The sequence below is a fragment of the Roseovarius marisflavi genome (assembly GCF_900142625.1).
Classification (GTDB): domain Bacteria; phylum Pseudomonadota; class Alphaproteobacteria; order Rhodobacterales; family Rhodobacteraceae; genus Roseovarius; species Roseovarius marisflavi.
In genome coordinates this window covers 243,289-263,691 of the sequence record NZ_FRBN01000001.1, presented here as the reverse complement: position 1 = coordinate 263,691, position 20,403 = coordinate 243,289, and the positions used below count along the sequence as shown (strand labels likewise).

The window sequence follows — 20,403 nt, the reverse complement described above, 5'->3', positions numbered from 1 at the left end:
ACGAGGATAGATCGAGATGCGTCATTTCCTGCGATCCGCGCCGCTTGTGGCTGGCATGGCTGTTTTTCTGACCGGTTGCGAACAACCGCTTGATCTGGACATGCGCGGTGCCTTTGGCAATGCGCCCTCCACCGCCGAGGCCGCCCGCAACGCCACCCAGGTCCGCCCACAGCCCGACAGTCGTGGCATTATTTCCTATCCCGGCTATCAGGTCGCGGTTGCGCAGCGCGGCGATACCCTGGCCACACTGGCGACGCGGATCGGGGCCAATCCACAGGAGCTGGCCCGCTTTAACGGCATCCAGACCGGCGACCCCCTGCGCCCTGGCGAGGTGATCGCCCTGCCCGGTCGCGTGGCCGAGCCGAGCGGCGGGCCGATCCTGCCGCCTTCGGACGTGGATATCTCGACGCTGGCCAATGGCGCCATTCAGCGCGCCGATGCGCAAAAGGTTGAAACCTCTGCGCTTGATCCCGCGCCCCGTGTCGGGGTCGAGCCGGTGCGCCACCAGGTTGCGCGCGGCGAAACCGCCTTTACCATCGCGCGGCTTTACGATGTGTCGATCCGTAGCCTCGCCGATTGGAACGGGCTTGGCCCCGATTTCGCCGTGCGCGAGGGGCAGTTCCTGTTGATCCCGGTGGCGCTTCCGGGCGAATCCACAGCCCCCTTTGATGCGCGCGAGGCGTCGGTCGTGACCGCACCGGGGGCCGGATCGCCGACGCCGACGCCGCCCAGTGCCGCCAAACCGCTGCCCGATGAGGTTACCGTGCCCAAGGCGGCGCCGATCAAGACCACCGCCGCGCCAGACCTGAGCAAGACCCAGACGGCGGCGAAACAGGGCCGCATGGCCTTTCCGGTCAAGGGCGATATCGTGCGCGAATATGCCAAGGGTCGCAATGATGGCATCGACATCTCGGCCACGCCCGGCGCGACGGTCAAGGCCGCCGATGACGGGCTTGTGGCGGCAATCACCGAGGATACCAACGGCATCCCGATCATCGTGGTCAAACATGCGGGCAATCTCCTGACGGTCTATTCCAACGTCAGCGCCCTCAGCGTGGCCAAGGGTGACACAGTCAAACGCGGTCAGAAGCTTGCGGAAATCCGGCGTGACGGCAGTGCGGCGCTGCATTTCGAGGTGCGTGACGGCTTTGATAGCGTCGATCCGATGCGCTATCTCAATCCGACCTAGGGCGGTCCCCTCCCGCATTCAAAAGGGCTGGTCCTAATGGACCGGCCCTTTTTGTTCTTGGATCGGGTTATTTTGACGGCGGCGGTGCTGCGCAATGCGCCCCCGTGGCCGCAAGGCCGGAGCCAAGCGACATCAGCGGCGGCGCAGTATAGGGGTTGAGCGGCTCTGAATTGGCAAAATCCAGCCCCAAGAACACCGCGACCCCAATCAGGGTGAGGAAAACCACATGCCCGCGGGTCATGAGCGTGCCTCCAACCCAAGGAGCGGGCGCAGCTTGATGCCGACCCAAGACCCGGCGAAGGCCGCGACAAACCAGACCCAGCCATGCGCCGAGCCGGTGCCGATGCCGCTAAAGAAGGCGCCGATATTGCAGCCAAAGGCGAGCCGCGAGGAATAGCCCAGAAACAGCCCGGCGATGATCACCGAGACCCAGGCCCTGAGCGGATAAAAACCAATCGGCGATCCCAGCCCCGCGCGCCACCACGCCACCAGAGCCGCGCCAAAGATCAGGCCAAAATCGGTGAGCGATGTGACGTCGGTCAGCACGCTTGATACCACCCTCTCGGCATTGCCCGGTGCCGACCAGAACGGCGATCCAGAGAGATCAGCGCCCAAGGCAACCGCGCCCTTGGCCACCCAGAGGCCGAGGCCGTAAACCACGCCCCAAGGCTGACCCGCGACCGCAAGGTGCAGGATCGCCAGCCCCGCCAGCGCCGCCACCGCCAGCCAATAGCGGCGCGGGATGCGCCAGCTGTCCTTGGCGCCAAGCCAAATCGCGACCAGAGCTATCGCCGCCAGCCCCACCAGCGTGATCGCAAGGCCGCTTGTGCCGCTGAGCGCGATGACCGGCAGGCTTCCAAGCGAGGTCCACCATGTCAGGTGATAGGCGCCGCCAAAGCTTCCGATGGCGAAAAACGGCAGGGCAAGGGCCGCCACCGCATTGCCGCTTCCGGCGTTGACAAGCGTGCCCGAGCCACAGCCCATGACGATCTGCATCGAGGCGCCAAACACAAAGGCCCCGCCGATCATGGCAAGGCCGATGGGCGCATGTGCGCCTTTGATCTCGGCGCCGTTGTTGGCGATCATCGGAAAGGCAAACATCGCCACGATGGCGATACAGATCAGTTGCGCCAGAAGACCCGAGGCATCGCGGTGCAGGATCATCCGCCGCCAGGGCCCGGTAAAGCCAAAGCGGAACCCTTCAAGCGCAAGGCCAAAGCCCATTCCGATCGCCAGAAGTGCGCCGTACCGAGGCCCCGCCGCCATGGCGAGGCCCAGGATCAGGATCGCCACGCCCGCCAACACAAGGCTGCGCGACATGAAACCGGGGGGCGATGGCGGCAGCGTTGTGGTGGTTGTGGACATGTTGACCTCAGTATTTACCGGTGATCTTGTTCAGCATGTTCTGGAAGAGCCCCGGAACATTGGCCATTTCATAGCCGCTTTGCGACCAGCCCACCATGGATTCGGGATAAAGTTTCACCCCGTCGATGCCGGCAACCTCGCTGAGCGCGAACCAATTGGTCGCCGCCCAATGGCCAGTATTGCAAAACGACACCAGCTTGTCGCCCTGCTCAAAGCCGTTTTCCGCCGCCAGCTTGCGGATCAGATCTGGCTTGATCAGGGTCGGATCGTCAGAGGCGAACCAGCGGTCATGGGTGAAATACTTCGATTGCGGCAGGGTGCCCGGCTTGGCGGCGGCGGCGTGCTTGGTCTCGCCCTTCCAAAAGCTTTCGGGGCGCGCATCGACAAGTTCAGCCGAGGTTTTGCCATCGACGATATCCTTGATGTCTTCGCGCGTGGCGAGCCATTCATGCGAATAATTCACGGTGATATCGCTTGGGGTCACGGGTTCGGGCGCGCCTTTCTGGACACGCAGACCAGCCTTGAGCCAGGCATTCATGCCGCCATTCAGGATCGCCAGATCGCTGACACCGCTTGATTTCAGTGTCCAGTAGACCCGCGCAGCCGCGCCAAAATCGGTCTGGTCGCGGCCCTGGTGGACCACAACAACGGGCCGGTCGGTGGTGATGCCAAGCCCGCGCAGCACCTCGGTCATCCTGTCTTGCGGCACAAGCGAGCCGGGATTGTCGCTCGGGCCGCGAAATTCGCCGTAAGGCGCCGAGAGAGCGCCGGGAATATGGCCCTCTACAAAGGTGCCGCCGCGAATATCAAGCACGATCGGGTCTTGTTCGGCAATCGCCGCATCAAGCGCGGCGGGGTCGATCAGCGGGCCAAGGCCAGCGGCCTGTGCCGCCAATGGAAAGGCCGCCACAGCGGCGGCAAGGCAGGCATTTTTGAAGGTATGGAACATGGTAAATCCCCTTGTTTATCTGCCGCGGAACCTAAGGCCGTGACAGGGTAACAACAAGGTCGCGCGCATGCATTTCACCTTATGGTGAGCGCGAAAGGAACCGCGCCCGGTGATCCCGCTGAAATCCGGCACAGGCATTCCGACACCACCACGCATGATGGAATTATATTCTGGTACGCCCACCCCTCACGGGACGTGAATTCCCTCACCTATGTGATAAAGCCCTCTGGGTAGGAAATTTTACCACCCTCAATCATGCCTTCAATTCAGCCGTGCCGCCAGAAAATCAAGGATAGGCGCGGTGAACGCTTCAGGGCGCTCGATCAGGCCAAGATGCTTGAGCCCCGGCACGATGATGGTCTCTGCGCCGCTGATTTCGCTGGCGATGGTGCGGGCCATGTCGGGCGTGCTGCCGGTGTCATGCTCTGAGGTCATGACCAGTGTCGGGTGGCTGATCGCCACGTTGGGCCGGATCAATTCGGTCACGCCTTCCGCCAAAACCCGGCGATGCAGGGCATAATTGGCCGGATCATTGGCCAGCACGACGCGCCGGATCTCGGCCACCGCCTCGGGATGATCAAGGTGAAAATCGGGGGTGAACCACCGCGCAAGGGCCGCGTCAATCGTTGCCTCGGGTCCGCCCGCGCCCGCGTCGCGCGCGGCGGCCTCGACCTGTTGCTGCAAGGCAAGCCCACGTTCATGTGGCGAATTGAGCACCACCAGCGCCGACACCCGCGCCGCGTGATCCATCGCACAGCGCCGGTTGATCATGCCGCCAAGCGAAAAGCCGACAAGCGCCGCCTGCCCTATGCCAAGCTCATCCATCAGCGTGATCAACTGCTCTGACAGCACCGTCAGGCTCGAGCCATTGGGCGGCAAAGCCGACTGACCATGGCCGCAGAGATCATAGGACAGCACGCGATAGTGCTCGGCCAGCGCCGGGGCAATCGCGCCCCATGTGCTCTGGCGCGAAAGCCCAAGCCCGTGGATCAGCGCCACAACCGGCGCGCCCTCGGGGCCGCTTAGATCAAACGCCGTGCCACCCGCCGAAACGGCCATTCAGACGCCCGCCGGATTATCAAGATCATGGCCCATTTCGCGCAGATCAGCGTAGCGGTCGCCAATCCGGTGGTTGGGATGCCCGCCCACCGAGGCGCCAAGCGCCATGACAATCTCGTCATCGGCCGGGGCATCGGGCACGGTGGTGTGGATCGTCTGGTAATGCGAGCGCCGCCCGGCATCGTCCTTGTCCATGAGCGGGATCATGAGCGAAGTGCCCGCCGCGCCGCGCGTGTTGGTAAAGGCGAGATAGGTCTTGGCCTTGACCGCATCGCGGAACTTGTTGCCAAACCAGAGCGTATGGGTCAGCCCCTGCGCATGCTCGATCTCGCCGCCCATGCCGACAATCGAGGCCTTGCCATAGCCCTCAAGCCTGTCGCCGGTCACCTCGAGGATCATATCGGTCAGAAGCTGGCCGAGCACCGGCCCGGCCTCGCGGATTTCGGGACCCAAGTCCTCGACATGGCCGCGCCCGAACCAGGGGTTGCGGATGATGGCAAGCGCCGAGACAAGGCGCGTCGGCTCTGCCACCTCCTTGAAGCCTTCCTTAAAGGTGGTTTGCACCAATGTGAGGGTGCGTCTGATCTCAACCGGCATGGGCCAGCTCCTTTTGTGCGAAGGCGGGCATCACCTTGTCGATGAACAGTTGAAGCGAGCGTTTCTGCTGGTCCATATCCATGCCCATCGAGGCGTAATAGATAAAGGCATCGACGCCAAGCTCTTGATATTTTGCAAGCTTTTCGACCACCACGTCGGGTGAGCCAAACATGAGGTTTTCCTCAAGCATCTCGGGATCGACCCGCGCATTGCCCGCCATCTCTTCCAGAGGCACCGGATCGGGAAAACCGTTCACGACCTCGCCGCGCTTCATCATCAGGTTGCCGAATTGCCCCAGCACCCGGCGGAGCGACGCCATCGCGCCGCTGCGATCCTCTTCGGTGTCATAGACGGCCGTGTGGCGCATCACCGCCCACCGCCCGTCATAGCGCCCGCCACTCTTGGCAATCGCATCGTCAAGGCGGGCGCGGTACGCTTCGGCCTCGGAAAACGGCATGGTCAGCGGCCAGCTCATGATGTCACAGCCATGTTCAACCGCGTAGTCAAAGGTGATCGGCGCGCGCGCCGCGACCCAGACCGGCACCTCGTCCTGCACCGGCTTGGGACAGGATGTGGCGGTGGGAAACTGCCAATAGGTGCCCTCATGCGCGTAATCCCCGGCCCATAGCTTTTGCACCACCGGCAGGGATTCCTGCATGTATTGCCAGCTGTCGCGTTGATCGAGGCCGGGCATCATGCGGTCAAACTCGCGCTGATAGGCGCCGGAACCGATGCCGAATTCAAGCCGCCCGTCGCTCAGCAGATCAAGCATCGCCGCCTCGCCGGCAAGCTTGATCGGGTGCCAATAGGCGGCGTTGACCACGCCCACGCCAAGGCGGATCGTCTTGGTATGCTCGCCCCACCATGTCAGGATCTGAAACGGGTTTGGCGCGATCGTCATTTCAAGCGCGTGATGCTCGGCCGCCCAGGCGATTTCAAAGCCGGCGGCCTCGGCCATTTGCACCATTTCAAGCGTGTGATCGCGCACCGCCTTCATGTCGAGCGCGGCATCGAGCCGCTCAAGGTTGATTGCCAGATGAAATTTCATTGTCTTGTCCTTTTTCAACGCATCTGAAACGGGTTGGCGATTGGCGCGTCTGACATGTTCATCCAGACGGTTTTGGGCCGGGTATAGTCATAGACCGCCTGAAAGCCGCTTTCGCGTCCATAGCCAGAACCCTTGGTGCCGCCAAATTCGGCCACCGGGGAAATCGCCCGATAGGTGTTGACCCAGACGATCCCGGCGCGCACCGCGCGGCTCATCCGCAAGGACCGCGCGCCATCGCGGGTGAATATCCCCGCCGCAAGCCCGTGTTCGCTTGCATTGGCAAGGGCAAGCGCCTCGGCCTCGGTGGAAAAGCGCAAGACGCAGAGGACCGGACCGAAAAGCTCGGTATCGACGATTTTGAGGTCGGCGCTCGGGCACTCGACAATCGTCGGCTCAAAGAACAGCGGCCCCGCCGCCGCGCGCTTGCCGCCACACAGGATCGTGCCGCCCTCGGCCACGGCGCTCGCCAACTCGCGCTCAATGGTCTCTACCTGACCCATGGTACAAAGCGGGCCCATCTGGGTCGCCTCCGCCATCGGATCGCCGATCACGATAGCGCGCGCAATGGCGGTGAGGCGGGCAAGGAATTCGTCCGCCACATCCTCGTGCACGATAAGGCGCGAGCCCGCGACGCAGCTCTGGCCAGAGGCGCCGAAAATCCCCGCCACCGAGCCATTGACCGCGCTTTCAAGATCGGCGTCCTCAAAGACGATGAACGGCGATTTGCCGCCCAGTTCAAGGCTCACTTGCGCGAAATTCTGCGTCGAGTTCATCAACACGTGGCGCGCCGCACCCGGCCCGCCGGTAAAGCTGATGCGCGCCACAAGCGGATGACTGGTCAGCGCCTTGCCGCAGGGGTCGCCATGCCCGCTGATGATATTGACCACCCCGTCGGGAAAGCCCGCCTCGGCCAGAAGTTCGCCAAACTCAAGGATCGCGGCGGGGGCGTGTTCGCTGGTTTTCAGCACCACCGTGTTGCCCGCCGCAAGCGCCGGGCCAATCTTGACGGCGGTCAGGAAGAGCTGGCTGTTCCAGGGCACGACGGCGGCCACCACGCCAAGCGGCTCGCGGTTGGTAAAAACGAACATGTCGGGCTTGTCGATCGGCAGGGTCTCACCGCTGATCTTATCGGCGGCGCCGGCGTAAAAGTGGAAAAACTCGCTGATATATTTCGCCTGCCAGCGGGTTTCCTTGAACATCTTGCCGGAATCGCGGGTCTCGGTCTCGCCTAAACCCTCAGACCGCTCGGCCAGAAGATCGCCCAAACGGCGCAGGCATTGACCGCGCGCACTTGGCGTCATGCCGGCCCAGGGCCCCTCATAACAGGCGCGATGCGCGGCGCGCACGGCGCGATCGACATCCTCTGCCGTGGCCTCGGGGGCGGTGGCCCAGACCGCGCCTGTGGCCGGGTTGAACGTGTCGAACGTGCCCCCGTCCGAGGCCGCAACCCAGGCCCCGTCGATCAGCATCTTATAGGTTTTCGTCATCGCCCTGCCCCTTTTTATTCCGCCGCTATCTGATGCGCGGCCCCGGTCGGCACGACCCGGTGATAGCCGCCCTCGCGCCAGGCCAGGGGCGGTGCCTCGCCATCCAGAACGTCATGCACCGTGCCAATCACGATCAGGTGGCTGCCGGAGGTCACGCATTGCGCGACCTCACAGAAAAAACCGGTCGCCCCGTCAATCAGCGGCGCGCTACCCGGCACGCCAAAGGTATTCACCCCGGAAAAGCGATCCGCGATCTGCGCGTCGTGACGCCCGGCAAAGCGGTCGGCAATCTCGCGCCCGTCTTCGGGCAGAACATTGACGCAAAAGCGACCGTTTTCCCGAACGGCCCCGGCAATCCGGCTTGTGGCATTCAGACAAATCAGAACCGAAGGCGGATCGGCCGAGACCGAGGAAAACGCGCTGACCGTGGCGCCAAGGCGCCCTGCGGGCCCGTCGGTCGTGACCACCGTCACCGAGGCCGCAACCCGGCGCATCGCGCCAACAAAGCGGTCGCGCTCTACAAGTGGTCTGGATTCTTGCAACATCGTGTCACCTTTCGAAAATTGAATGCCTTGGTAAAGGTTGATCCCAGACTGGCATATTATTTCAATTCTTGATAACGAATTGTTTTGCTGAATATGTGCAATAAATTCGAATTGAGAGTGCCGTTATGAACCTGACCGCCCTGCAGACCTTTCTGGCGATTGTCGATACCGGCAACCTCATGCGCGCCTCGCAAAAGCTTCATGTGACGCAATCGACCGTCACCGCGCGCCTCAAGACGCTTGAGGACGAGCTTGGTCAACAGCTTCTGAACCGTCAGAAATCGGGCACGACCCTGACGCCTGCGGGCACCAAGCTTTTGCGCTATGCGCGTGTTATCAACGGCTTATGGCGGCAAGCACGTTATGAAACCGGCCTGCCTGCGGGGCTGAGTTCGGTCTGTACCTTTGGCTGTGATCGCGAGCTGTGGCATGGGCCGGGGCGCGCATTTTTTGACGGGGTTGTCTCCGGGCACCCGGAAATGGCGGTCTCGGTGCATCAGGGCAATGCGCGCGATCTTGAGGAATGGCTTGCCTCGGGGCTGGTCGACGTGATTCTGACCTATGAGACCGTGACCCATGGCGCCCAGACCGTGCACCCCCTGCCCCAGGAAGAGCTTGTGCTTTATTCCGACCGCGCCGAGACGCCGATCAAGGCCGACCCGTTTTACGTCTTTGTCGATCACGGCGAAGACTATCGGCGCAGCCATGGTGAGAGCTATCATGATGCCGGCATTGCGCGGATCAGTTTCGACAGCTCGTGGTGGGCGCTTCAGTTTCTGCTGGATCGCGGCGGCTCGGCCTATCTGCCGCGCGCACTGGCGGCGGCGCATGTCAGCGCTGGTGACCTCTACGAGATGACCGAAGCGCCGGTCTATACCCGCAAGAAATACCTGATTGTCAATGACACGGCGGCGCAGAATTGGGAGTGGTTTGCGCCGCTGGTGGCCCGGCTTTGGGAAAATGACGCGGCTTAGGCGCCGCGCAGGCAGTTTTCGCTTTCGCCCGCAAATCCGAGTTTGTAACCCTTGCACAGGGACACCCTCAGATTGGCGAGCGGCAATGGCGGAAAACTATGATTTCATCATCATCGGGGCAGGATCGGCGGGCTGTGTCCTGGCCGAGCGGTTAAGCGCGAGCGGTCGCCACAGCGTTTTGATCCTCGAGGCCGGCGGGCGTGGCCGCTCGCCCTGGATCGCGCTGCCGCTTGGCTATGGCAAGACCTTCTTCGATGGGCGCGTGAACTGGAAATACGAGGCCGAGCCGGAAGAGGCCCTCGCCGGGCGGCGCGCCTATTGGCCGCGCGGCAAGGGCGTGGGCGGGTCGGGCTCGATCAACGCGCTGGTCTATGCGCACGGGTTGCCGCATGATTTTGACGATTGGGAGGCTTCGGGCGCCACCGGCTGGGGCTGGGACGCGGTGCGCCGGACCTATGAGGCGATGGAAACCCAGGTCGCCCCGGATGGCGATTGCAGAGGCAGCGGCGCGCTGCATGTGCAGGATGTTTCGGATCAGATCCACCCGGTCAACCGCCACTTCTTTGATGCGGCGCGCGAACTGGGGCTGCCGCTCAGCGATGACATCAACGGAGCAGAGCCCGAAGGTGCGGCGATCTACCGGATCAACACGCGCGGCGGGCGGCGCAATTCTTCGGCGCGCGCCTTTCTCAAACCGGCGCTCAGGCGGGCCAATGTGACGCTTGTCACCGGCGCACTGGTCGAACGTATCGGCTTTGACGGGCGGCGCGCAGTGTCGGTTGAGTATCACCACCGGGGCACGGTCAAAACCGCGCGCGCGGGGCGCGAGATCATCCTTTCGGCCGGCAGCGTCACCTCGCCCCGCCTGTTGCAGCTTTCGGGCATCGGTCCGGCCGAGCACCTGAAATCGCTTGGCATCACCCCGATCATGGATGCGCCGCATGTGGGCGGCAATCTTCAGGATCACCTTGGCATCAACTATTACTTTCGCGCCACCGAACGCACCCTCAACAACGAGTTGGCCCCCTTCATGGGCAAGGTCCGCGCCGCGCTGCGCTATGCCCTGACGCGGCGCGGGCCGCTGGCGCTTTCGGTCAATCAATGCGGCGGTTATTTCCGCTCAAGCGACGGGCTGAACCGGGTCGATCAACAGCTTTATTTCAACCCCGTCACCTATACCACCACCCCCGACGGCACCCGCACCGTGATCAAACCCGATCCGTTTGCCGGCTTTATCCTTGGCTTTCAGCCCTCGCGCCCGACAAGCCGCGGCCGCATCGACCTGCGCGCCAACGATCCGGCGGCGCCGCCGCTGATCCGGCCCAACTCGCTGGCCACCGATGAGGACCGCGCGCAGGTGATCGCGGGTGGGCGGCTGTGTCAGCGTCTGATCACAAGCACCGCCCTGACCGGGCTTGTGCAATCGGCCATGGGCCCCGATCTGCGCGAGATGGACGATGCCGCGATCCTGGAGGATTTCCGCCACCGCTCGGGCACGGTATTTCACCCGGTGGGCACCTGTCGGATGGGGGCGGATGCCGCCACGTCGGTGGTTGACCCAGGCCTGCGCCTGCATGGCGTCACGGGCTTGCGGGTGGTTGATGCCTCGGTCTTTCCCAATCTCACCTCGGCCAATACCAACGCGCCGACCATGATGCTGGCGCATCGCGCCGCCGACCTTATTCTGAGCGATCTTTAGCGCGCCTCAGGTGCCGATGCGAAGGGTCGCCGTCATTTGCCGCAGAAGCGCGATCACGCTTTGCGCTGTGATCCGCCCGGTGGCGGGGTTTTCATCGCTCGGGCGGCCCTCGATCGACATGGTGAAATCGGAACTGTCAGAGGCAACCTGCACGCTGTGCACATTGCGCGTCACCCCCGGATCGGCCCAGATTTCAAGGGTTGTGCGGTCAGGGCCAAGCCCGGCCAGACTTATCGCGGCGGCGACATTGACGTTGGCGGGGAACTCGCGGGCGATCTCCGAGACGCTGCCGGACATGATGCAGACCGGCTCTGTGATGCCGCTCAACTCGATGCCGTTCTTGACAAGGTAAGGCGCGCCTTGCAATCCGGCGACCGGCTTGCGAGTTGTCATGCTCACCGAGGTGATCGTGCCCACCGCCGCCGCCTTGAGCGCATCAAGACCCAGCATGGCGCCCGACGGCACGATGATCTTGCCGCCATGTTCTTCTGCCAGATCAACAAGTTCGCCATGCTGCAAAAGCTGGCTTGCCGACAGCACGATCAGGGTTTTGCCAGCCAACAGGACCGGGCGGGCGATCTCGGGGAAAAGCTGCGGCGGCAGGCATTCGATGATGACATCACAGTGCTCGGCCAAGCCCGCGAAGTCATGCACCGAAACCGGCGTGGCAAGCGCGCCGTTGACCTCTGCGGCGCGCTCGGCCCGGCGCGCGCTGATCGCGGCAAGCTGAAAGCCGGGGATATCGCCCGCATCAAGTGCGCGCGCCACGCTCAGACCGATCGCGCCGGTGCCTGCTATACCAACCTTCATGCCATGCCCTTTTTGCGCGCGCCCCGGCGGGGCGTGCTCACTCGCTTGCCGCCTCGCCCTCGGGATAAAAACAGGCCGCGCTATGGGCGCCACCACTAAGGGCGGGCACCGTGGCCCGGCAATCGGGTTGCACCTTCCAGCATCGCGGCGCGAAGGGACAGCCATCGGGGATCGCCATCGGCGAGGGCAACTCTCCGATCAGCTTGATCCGCTCCTTGGCGGCATTCGGCGTGGTGCGCGGCGTGGCCGACAAAAGCGCCTTGGTATAGGGGTGCATCGGGTTCGCAAACACATCTGCCTTGGGCCCCTTTTCAACCGCGCGCCCGAGGTACATCACGATCAGATCATCCGCCACGTGGCGCACGACGCTCAGGTCGTGGCTGATGAAAAGATAGGCCAGATGCAGACGCTCCTGCAGCTCGCGCAAGAGGTTCAGGATCGAGCTTTGGATCGACAGGTCAAGCGCCGAGACCGGCTCGTCGAGCACCACCACCTTGGGGTCGAGCATCAGCGCGCGGGCAATCGCGATCCGCTGGCGCTGACCGCCGGAAAACATATGCGGATAGCGATCGTAATGCTCGGGCCGGAGCCCGACCAGGCGCAGCATGTCACGGCCCTTGGCCTGACGGTCTTCTTTGCTCATCTCCTTGCGGTTGATGATCAGCGGCTCTTCAAGGATCGCGCCGATCCGCTGGCGCGGGTTAAGCGAGCCATAGGGGTCCTGAAACACGATCTGAACCGATTTGCGCAGATCCGCCCAATCCTCCGGCAGCACCGGCTTGCCATCAAGGCTCAGCGTGCCCTCGGTCGGTTCTTCGATCATCGCGACCATGCGCGCCAGGGTGGATTTGCCACAGCCGCTTTCGCCGACCACGGCAAGGGTCTTGCCGGGGGTGAGATCAAAATCGACCCCGCCGACCGCACGCAGAACCCGCGTCTTGCCAAACAGCCCGCCGCCGACGTTGTAATGGCGCTCAAGCGCGCGCGCCTGCATCACCGGATCGGTCATGATGCAATCCTTTCGTCAGAGTTGACGGGGTAAAAACACCGCGCAAAGCCAAGATCGGCGCCAAGCGGTGGCGGCGGCGTTGCCTTGCATTTCGCATCGGCAAACTTGCAGCGCGGCGAAAACAGGCACCCCTTGGGGCGGTCAAACTGTCCCGGCACAACGCCGGGGATGGTCGGCAGAAACTTATCCGTCGCCCGTTCCGGCAGAGCATCCAGAAGCGCCGCCGTATAGGGGTGATGCGGGGTGGCGAAGAGATCGACGACCGGCTGTTCCTCGACCTTTTGGCCGGCGTATTGCACGCTCACGCGCTCTGCGGTTTCAGCGACGACGCCCATGTCGTGGGTGATCAGCACAAGGCCCATGCCGGTCTCGTCACGCAGGCTGGCCAGCAGATCGAGGATCTGCGCCTGAATGGTCACGTCAAGTGCGGTTGTAGGCTCGTCCGCGATCAGGAGCTTGGGCTTGCAGGCAATCGCCATGGCGATCATCACACGCTGGTTCATGCCGCCCGACATCTGGTGCGGAAAGGCCGCGAGGCGCTTTTCGGGATCGGGGATGCCGACCTGTTCAAACAGCTCGATCGCGCGGGCGTGGCGCGCGCGCCGGTCAAGCCCGAGGTGATAGCGCAGCGATTCCTTGATTTGCCAGCCGACTGTGAAGCACGGGTTGAGCGATGACATCGGCTCTTGAAAGATCATCGCAAGGTCGTTGCCGATGATGCGCCGCTTGGCGCGCGTGTCCATCCTGAGCAGGTCCTTGCCGTCAAAGCTCATCTCGTCGGCGGTGATGGTCGCGGTCCAGGGCAAGAGCCCCATCAGCGCCAGCATGGAGACCGATTTGCCCGATCCGCTTTCGCCGACGATGGCCAGAATTTCGCCGGTATCGACGTCCTGATCCACCGCGTCGACGGCGCGAAAGGCCCCGGATGCGGTGGCAAAATCAACGCTCAGATTGCGAATGCGTAGCAGTGACATGGCCTCAGCTCCGTTTCAGCTTGGGGTCGAGCGCGTCGCGCAGCCCGTCCCCCATCAGATTGATCGCCAGCACGGTGACAAGAATGGCGAGACCGGGAAAGGTCACGACCCACCACGCGCGCAGGATGAATTCGCGCGCCTCGGCCAGCATGGTGCCCCATTCCGGTGTCGGCGGCTGTGCGCCCATCCCCAGAAAGCCAAGTGCTGCGGCATCAAGGATGGCGGTCGAAAACGACAGCGCGGCCTGCACGATGATCGGGGCAAGACAGTTCGGCAGAACCGTCACGAACATCAGCCGCCCAAGCCCCGCACCAGCGACGCGCGCCGAGGTGACATAGTCTTTTTGCAGCTCCGACATCACGCTGGCGCGGGTCAGGCGCACGTAATGGGGTTGCAGCACGATGGCGATGGCGATCATCGCATTGGTCAGCGACGGCCCCAGGATTGCCACCAGAACCAGCGCCAGCAAGAGCGAGGGAAAGGCCAGGATGATATCCATCACCCGCATGATGATGCTATCGACCCATTTCGGCGCAAAACCGGTCAGCAGCCCGATGATGATCCCGCCAGAGGCGGCGACGGTGACCACGACAACCCCGACAAAGAACGAATAGCGCGCCCCGACGATCAGCCGTGACAGCATATCGCGCCCAAGAGGATCGGTGCCAAGCACGTAGGTCCAGCTTCCGCCCTCCTGCCAGGCCGGCGGCAGCAGGGTAAAGTCGCGGGCCTGCGCGGTCGGGTCATGCGGCGCGATCCAGGGCCCGAACAGGGCCAGGAAGGCAAAGACCGCAAAAATCCAGAGACCAATCACCGCGCCCCGGTTCTCGCGGAAATAGAACCAGAATTCACGCAGCTGTCCGGGGCGTTCGGGGCCATCCACCGGGGCGCCCTGCCCCTCGTTTGAGGTTGTATCGGTCATCAGCGTTTCCTGATCTTGGGGTTGATCACACCATAGAGCATATCCACGGTCAGGTTCACGATCATCACCATGACCGCGATCAGCAAGAGACCGCCCTGCACCACCGGATAATCACGCCGGAAAATGCTATCGACCATCCACTTCCCGATCCCCGGCCAGCTAAAGATCGTTTCGGTCAGGATCGCCCCGGCCAGCAAGGTGCCAACCGACAGGCCAATCACGGTGATCACCGGGATCAGGGCATTGCGCAGAGCGTGAATGCCGTTGATGCGCGCCGGAGAAAGCCCCTTGGAGCGCGCGGTACGGATGTAATCCTCGCCCAGCACCTCAAGCATGGCCGAGCGGGTCTGACGCGCGATCACCGCCAGAGGGATGGTGCCAAGCACAATCGTCGGCAACACAAGATGGCGCACCGCAGAGAAAAGCGCGCCCTTTTGCCCCGAGGCGACGGCGTCGATCAGCATGAATCCGGTGGGATCGGGGAAATAATACAAAAGGTCGATCCGTCCCGAGACCGGCGTCCACTGAAGATTGCCGGAAAACACGATGATCAGCAAAAGCGCCCACCAGAAAATCGGCATCGAATAGCCAACAAGCGCGGTCGACATCAAGGCGCGGTCAAAGAACTTGCCACGGTTGACGGCAGCAATCACCCCGGCAGGCAAGCCAAGCGCAACTGCGAAGATCATCGCACAGATCGAAAGCTCAAGCGTGGCCGGGAATAGCGTGAAAAACTCGTCCCAGACCGGGCGCTTGGTGACAAAGGAAGTGCCAAGATCGCCCTGAAGCACCCCGCCAAGGTATTCAAAGAACTGAACATAGACCGGGCGGTCATAGCCAAATTGCGCCGAAAGCTCGGCGTAGCGTTCGGGGCTGACACCGCGTTCGCCCGCCATGACAATGATCGGATCGCCCGGCAACATCCGGATGAACATGAATGAAATCAGCGTGACGCCGATAAATGTGGGCACAAAGGTCAGCAACCGGCTCAGGACATAATTCAGCATTTCAGCACCATGAGCTCCTTGGGGAATGTGGTGAGCGAGAGCGCGCCGGTTTCGGTCACAAGCACGTCGTCTTCGATGCGCACGCCGAATTTGCCGATCTCGTAAAGCCCCGGCTCGTTGGTATAGACCGTTCCGGCCGGCAGGGGCATCGGGTTACCGCGCATGATATAGGGCGCCTCGTGGACATCGCGCCCAAGGCCATGGCCGGTCTTGGTGCGGATGCGGTCGGCAAAGGGCGAGGCCTCAAGCACGCCGGTCACCGCATCGTCAATGGCATGCGCCGTGACGCCCGGACGTGTCACCTCGAACCCCTTCAGGTTGGCGCGCAGGACCGTGTCATAGACCGCGCGCCCCTCGTCACTGGCGTGATCGAGAAACACGGTGCGGGTGATATCGGCGGCAAAGCCATCCTTGCGCGCGCCGAAATCGAGTAACAGGGCATCGCCCGCCTGCACCGCATAATCAGCGCGGGCACTGGCATGCGGGCGCGCGGAATTATCGCCCGCCGCAACGATTGGCGCAAACGACAGGTCATCGGCGCCCTCGGCAAACAAGGCCTGCACCAGGGCGCGCTCGATATCCTTTTCGCTCTGTCCAAGGCGAATCTGATCGAGCGTGCGCGACAGGGCGCGCTCGGAAATCTCGATCGCGGCCTGAAGGGCGGCGATGTCATCGTCGGTCTTGACCATGCGCAGCGCGGAAATCTCGCGCTCGGCGTCGATGATCCGCAATCCGGGCTGGGCGCGCATCAGGGCGTGATGCACGAAAACCCGCATCACCTGCCCTTCGACCGCCAGCGATTTCAGGCCAAGATGTGCCGTCAGCGCGGCGAATTCCCTGTCATAGCCGGTCTGATCGCGCCAATCAAAGGTGACCCCGTCAAAGCCGACCAGGGTCCAGCTTCCGAGTTCGAGATTGGGCAAAAGGGCGGCGGGGGCGGTGGTGCTGCCGCTTGCGGGGATCACCACCAGAAACGGGCGTTCATGGCTCATGAAACTATGGCCAAGCGCGCGGGTAAAGTTCGGCCCCGGCACAAGCGCCACGGCATCAACCCCAAGGGCGGCGGCCACGGCTGCATAGTCGGCCAAACGGGTGGAAAGGGCCAGCGTCATGCGACCTCGCTTTCATCAAGGCGAAGGACGGGACAGCGCGCGCGGCGCTGTCCCGAAGGGACCGTCGCTTATTGCGACAGGCCGACCTGGTTGAAGATATGGCCACCAAGCGGGTGAACCACATAGCCCTCAACCTCGGGGCGCATGGTCATATAGACAACCGAATGCGCGATCGTGGCCCAGGGCGCCTGTTCCTTGAAGATGACCTGCGCCTTTTCATAAAGCGGCGCGCGTTCGGCTTGCGTTGGCAGAACCTTGGCCTCGTTGATCACCTTGTCAAACTCCTCGTTGCACCACTGGGCACGGTTCGAGGCGCCAACCCCATCACAGCCCAGAAGAACGGCAAGGAAGTTGTCGGGATCACCGTTGTCCCCGGTCCAGCCAAGCAGAACCGCACCATCGCGATCCTCGGCTTTCGAGCGATCAAGGTATTCGCCCCACTCATAGGACACGATCTCGACGGTGACGCCGATCTTCGAGAAATCCTCTTGCATGAGCTCGGCCATGCGACGCGCATTGGGGTTATAGGGGCGCTGCACCGGCATCGCCCAGATCTTGAGGTTCAGATCGCTGACGCCTTCGTCCGCCAGCATCTTCTTGGCCGCCTCGGGATCATAGGGATCGTCCACGATGGCATCGTTATAGGACCACATGGTCGGCGGGATCGGGTTCTTGGCGATCTGGCCAGAGCCCTGAAAGACCACATCAATGATCGCCTGCTTGTCGATCGCCATGTTCAGCGCCTTGCGCACCTTGGGATTGTCATAGGGCGCGACCTTGGTGTTGTACGCAAGATAGCCGACGTTCAGGCCTTCCTGTTCCATCACCACGATGTCGCTGTCGTCTTTCATCGCCTGAACATCCGCCGGGGTCGGATAGGCCATGACGTGACACTCGCCTGCCTTGACCTTCTGATAGCGCACGCTTGCATCCGGGGTGATCGCGAAGATCAGCGATTGCACCTTGGCGGCATCGCCCCAATAGGCGTCATTGCGCAGATAACGGATCACGGCATCTTTCTGATAGGCCTGAAACGAGAAAGGACCGGTGCCGATCGGCGCCTGGTTCACCATCTCGGGCGTCCCGGCCGCCATCATCGCATCGGCGTATTCCTTGGACACGATAGAGCCAAAATCCATCGCCATATTGGCAATGAATGGCGCCTCGGGGCGGGTCAGGTTGAACGTGACGGAATAGTCGTCGACCTTTTCGATGCTGCTGACCAGCTCGGGCATCGACATGCCGGTGTAATATTCCCAGGTGCCGCCGGACACCTGATTATAGGGGTTGTCGGGGTTGCCCTGGCGATCAAACGAAAAGATCACGTCATCGGCGTTGAAATCACGCGTCGGCGTGAAGTTGGCGTTCGAGTGAAACTTGACACCCTTGCGCAGATTGAAGGTGATCGCCTTGCCGTCCTCGGACACTGTCCAGCTTTCGGCGAGACCGGGCAAAACCTCGGTTGTGCCGACCTTGAATTCAGTCAGGCGGTTATAGATCGGGTGGCTTGACGCATCAAAGGTCGTCCCGGCGGTATAAAGCGCCGGGTCAAAGCCCTCGGGCGACCCTTCCGAGCAATAGACCAGCGATTGCGCCGAGGCGCCCATAGCCCCCAGGGCGGCGCAGGCGACGCCTGCGAATAGTGAAAGTCTGAAAGACATACCTCTGTCTCCTGTTGTTGTAGGTTTATCTTTGACGGACTCTTGCGGCCCGGCATGCCCTTACTCTGCATGGCTGATTGCGGAAAGCAAACCGATTATTCCCAAATCGCCAGTTTGCTCTGCCTTCCGTCGGGTCACAGCCGCAGCATCGAGACCACAGCAGAAGCTTGGCTGTCTGTCGCGATGAAAGCAAACACAAACAGGCGCAAACGCGATTTTATCCGAGGGGCTGGAACACCACGCGTCTTTGACCCGATGCAGCGTGGTTTGCTGAATCCACGGCGCTAACGCGCCAGGCAATATTGCGCCAAAGGTCACGCATTTCTGGCCTGAACCAGCCTTTCACCGCCCTAGCGGTAGACGGCAGCGGTGCGGGACAAAGTGAGCTTTCGCTGCGGCTACGCGAATGCCTGTTTTCCGTCTGACAGGCCATTTGGATCAACGTCGTGACGCAAAAGTCAAGGTTGCCTGACGTTCGGCGCGGGGCAAGTGGATGTGGGTAATTGGTGGTCCCGGCGCGATTCGAACGCGCGACCTTTCGCTTCGGAGGCGAACACTCTATCCAGCTGAGCTACGGGACCGTTGGAAATGGTCGATAAACGCTTACGGCCATAGCTTCAAGTCTCGAAGTCGCGCCAAATTGAAATCCTCGGCTCTATCGGCACTTTTCTTGATCTCTGATGGCAACTCGTCCTGCCTGCCATTTCGAGGACACTGTAAAAGCCCAGATGCGGCGCGCATGTTCCGGGGCACGCACTGCCCCGCAATCGCAAAATCAGCCGAAAAGCTCGTGCGCCAGTTCAAGCGCGTCGATAAGGGCATCGACCTCGGCGCGGGTGTTGTACATTGCAAAAGACGCACGGCACGTGGCTGTTACCCCCAAGTGATCCATCAACGGACCGGCGCAATGATGGCCCGCGCGCACTGCGACGCCCTTTTTGTCAAGGATTGTCGAAATGTCATGCGCATGCGCCGCGCCCTGCATGGTGAACGAGAAAATCGCGGCCTTGTCCGGCAAGGTGCCCTGTTGCGCAATCCAGTTCAGCCCGGCCAGTTTGGCTTGTGCATACTGGCTCAGGTCGTCTTCATGGGCGGCAATCGCCTCCATGCCGACACCCATCATATACTCAAGCGCGACGCCAAGGCCGATAGTCTGCACGATACCGGGGGTGCCGGCCTCGAATTTCATCGGCGGGTCGTTATAGGTCACGGTGTCCTTGCTGACCTCACGGATCATGTCACCGCCGCCCATGAAGGGGCGCATTTCGGCCATCCGCTCTTTCTTGACAAAGATCGCACCAGAGCCCGAGGGCCCGTAAAGCTTATGCCCGGTGATGGCATAGAAATCACACCCCAAGGCATCGACATTGACCGGCATATGCACCGCACCCTGGCTTCCGTCGACCAGCACGGGCACGCCCTTGGCATGGGCGGCGTCGCAAATTGTTTTTACATCAACTTTGGTCCCCAAGACATTGGAAAGCTGTGTAATTGCGATCAACTTGGTGCGCGGCGTGATGGCGTCGATCACCTTTTGCGGATCAAGATAGCCGCGTGCATCCACATCCACCCACCTGAGGGTGACGCCTTGGCGTTCGCGCAGGAAATGCCAGGGCACGATATTGGCGTGATGCTCCATCACCGACAGGAGAATCTCATCGCCCGCCTGCATGCGCGGCATGGCCCAGCCATAGGCGACCATGTTGATGCCCTCGGTGGTGCCGGAATTCAGAACGATCTGATCCTCGTCGGCAACGCCGAGAAAGCGCGCAATCGTGCCGCGCACGGATTCGTACTTTTCCGTCGCCAGATTGCTGAGGAAATGCAGCCCGCGATGCACATTGGCATACTCAAAGCTGTAGGCGGTTGTGATGGCATCAATCACCACCTGCGGCTTTTGCGCCGAGGCCCCATTATCAAGGTAAACCAAAGGCTTGCCGTTCACTTCTCGTGCAAGAATCGGGAAGTCGGCGCGAATTTTCTCTACATCGAGCAT

Annotated in this window: 19 protein-coding genes and 1 tRNA gene; 3 read left to right on the top strand and 17 right to left on the bottom strand. The window is 62.2% G+C overall.

All coding sequences use genetic code 11. From position 1 onward, the window contains the following. Positions 1–16: 16 nt before the first annotated feature. A complete protein-coding gene (locus BUB78_RS01325) occupies positions 17–1,189 on the top strand; it encodes a peptidoglycan DD-metalloendopeptidase family protein (protein WP_073194169.1) in 1,173 nt (390 codons plus the stop codon). A gap of 67 nt (positions 1,190–1,256) precedes the next feature. Here the strand turns inward: BUB78_RS01325 and BUB78_RS20585 are convergent, their stop codons facing one another. The 8 genes from BUB78_RS20585 to BUB78_RS01290 all read right to left on the bottom strand — a co-directional run bounded on the left by BUB78_RS20585 (position 1,257) and on the right by BUB78_RS01290 (position 8,239). Then, a complete protein-coding gene (locus BUB78_RS20585; protein WP_170864999.1) occupies positions 1,257–1,430 on the bottom strand; it encodes a hypothetical protein in 174 nt (57 codons plus the stop codon). Continuing rightward, on the bottom strand, positions 1,427–2,554 hold the full coding sequence (locus BUB78_RS01320) for a YeeE/YedE thiosulfate transporter family protein (RefSeq protein WP_073194164.1): 1,128 nt from the start codon (positions 2,552–2,554) through the stop codon (positions 1,427–1,429). The genes BUB78_RS20585 and BUB78_RS01320 overlap by 4 nt, the downstream gene beginning before the upstream one ends. A gap of 7 nt (positions 2,555–2,561) precedes the next feature. Next, on the bottom strand, positions 2,562–3,503 hold the full coding sequence (locus BUB78_RS01315) for a sulfurtransferase (protein WP_073194158.1): 942 nt from the start codon (positions 3,501–3,503) through the stop codon (positions 2,562–2,564). A 261-nt stretch (positions 3,504–3,764) separates the two neighbouring features. Beyond that, positions 3,765–4,562, bottom strand: a complete 798-nt coding sequence (locus BUB78_RS01310; protein ID WP_073194156.1) for an alpha/beta fold hydrolase — start codon at positions 4,560–4,562, stop codon at positions 3,765–3,767. Then, positions 4,563–5,159, bottom strand: a complete 597-nt coding sequence (locus tag BUB78_RS01305) for an amino acid synthesis family protein (protein ID WP_073194155.1) — start codon at positions 5,157–5,159, stop codon at positions 4,563–4,565. Then, complete coding sequence (locus BUB78_RS01300) at positions 5,149–6,207, bottom strand: LLM class flavin-dependent oxidoreductase (protein WP_073194154.1); 1,059 nt, start codon at positions 6,205–6,207, stop codon at positions 5,149–5,151. Before BUB78_RS01300 ends, BUB78_RS01305 begins: the two co-directional genes overlap by 11 nt. Before the next feature lie 14 nt (positions 6,208–6,221). After that, on the bottom strand, positions 6,222–7,694 hold the full coding sequence (locus tag BUB78_RS01295) for an aldehyde dehydrogenase (protein ID WP_073194153.1): 1,473 nt from the start codon (positions 7,692–7,694) through the stop codon (positions 6,222–6,224). Positions 7,695–7,708: 14 nt separating this feature from the next. Next, positions 7,709–8,239: a flavin reductase family protein gene (locus BUB78_RS01290; RefSeq protein ID WP_073194152.1), complete on the bottom strand. Its 531-nt coding sequence runs from the start codon at positions 8,237–8,239 to the stop codon at positions 7,709–7,711. Positions 8,240–8,364: 125 nt separating this feature from the next. On the opposite strand from BUB78_RS01290, the gene BUB78_RS01285 reads away from it, so the two are divergent. Then, positions 8,365–9,213, top strand: a complete 849-nt coding sequence (locus BUB78_RS01285; RefSeq protein ID WP_073194151.1) for a LysR family transcriptional regulator — start codon at positions 8,365–8,367, stop codon at positions 9,211–9,213. Between the two features lie 85 nt (positions 9,214–9,298). Beyond that, positions 9,299–10,912: a GMC family oxidoreductase gene (locus BUB78_RS01280; protein ID WP_073194150.1), complete on the top strand. Its 1,614-nt coding sequence runs from the start codon at positions 9,299–9,301 to the stop codon at positions 10,910–10,912. A 6-nt stretch (positions 10,913–10,918) separates the two neighbouring features. Here the strand turns inward: BUB78_RS01280 and BUB78_RS01275 are convergent, their stop codons facing one another. The 9 genes from BUB78_RS01275 to BUB78_RS01235 all read right to left on the bottom strand — a co-directional run bounded on the left by BUB78_RS01275 (position 10,919) and on the right by BUB78_RS01235 (position 20,403). Continuing rightward, on the bottom strand, positions 10,919–11,722 hold the full coding sequence (locus BUB78_RS01275) for an aspartate dehydrogenase (protein ID WP_073194149.1): 804 nt from the start codon (positions 11,720–11,722) through the stop codon (positions 10,919–10,921). A gap of 37 nt (positions 11,723–11,759) precedes the next feature. Next, positions 11,760–12,731, bottom strand: a complete 972-nt coding sequence (locus BUB78_RS01270; protein WP_073194147.1) for an ABC transporter ATP-binding protein — start codon at positions 12,729–12,731, stop codon at positions 11,760–11,762. Beyond that, positions 12,728–13,705: an ABC transporter ATP-binding protein gene (locus tag BUB78_RS01265; protein WP_073194145.1), complete on the bottom strand. Its 978-nt coding sequence runs from the start codon at positions 13,703–13,705 to the stop codon at positions 12,728–12,730. The genes BUB78_RS01270 and BUB78_RS01265 overlap by 4 nt, the downstream gene beginning before the upstream one ends. 4 nt (positions 13,706–13,709) lie before the next feature. Next, positions 13,710–14,627: an ABC transporter permease subunit gene (locus tag BUB78_RS01260; protein WP_073194143.1), complete on the bottom strand. Its 918-nt coding sequence runs from the start codon at positions 14,625–14,627 to the stop codon at positions 13,710–13,712. After that, on the bottom strand, positions 14,627–15,634 hold the full coding sequence (locus BUB78_RS01255; RefSeq protein WP_073194141.1) for an ABC transporter permease subunit: 1,008 nt from the start codon (positions 15,632–15,634) through the stop codon (positions 14,627–14,629). The genes BUB78_RS01260 and BUB78_RS01255 overlap by 1 nt, the downstream gene beginning before the upstream one ends. Next, positions 15,628–16,746, bottom strand: coding sequence for a M24 family metallopeptidase (locus BUB78_RS01250; protein ID WP_073194139.1), 1,119 nt, complete (start codon positions 16,744–16,746; stop codon positions 15,628–15,630). Before BUB78_RS01250 ends, BUB78_RS01255 begins: the two co-directional genes overlap by 7 nt. Positions 16,747–16,814: 68 nt before the next feature. Then, positions 16,815–18,407 carry an ABC transporter substrate-binding protein gene (locus BUB78_RS01245; RefSeq protein ID WP_073194137.1) on the bottom strand — a complete coding sequence of 531 codons (1,593 nt, stop codon included), beginning with the start codon at positions 18,405–18,407 and terminating at the stop codon, positions 16,815–16,817. Positions 18,408–18,911: 504 nt separating this feature from the next. Further along, positions 18,912–18,988: transfer RNA gene (locus tag BUB78_RS01240), tRNA-Arg, on the bottom strand. A gap of 194 nt (positions 18,989–19,182) precedes the next feature. Next, positions 19,183–20,403, bottom strand: coding sequence for a cysteine desulfurase (locus BUB78_RS01235; protein ID WP_073194135.1), 1,221 nt, complete (start codon positions 20,401–20,403; stop codon positions 19,183–19,185).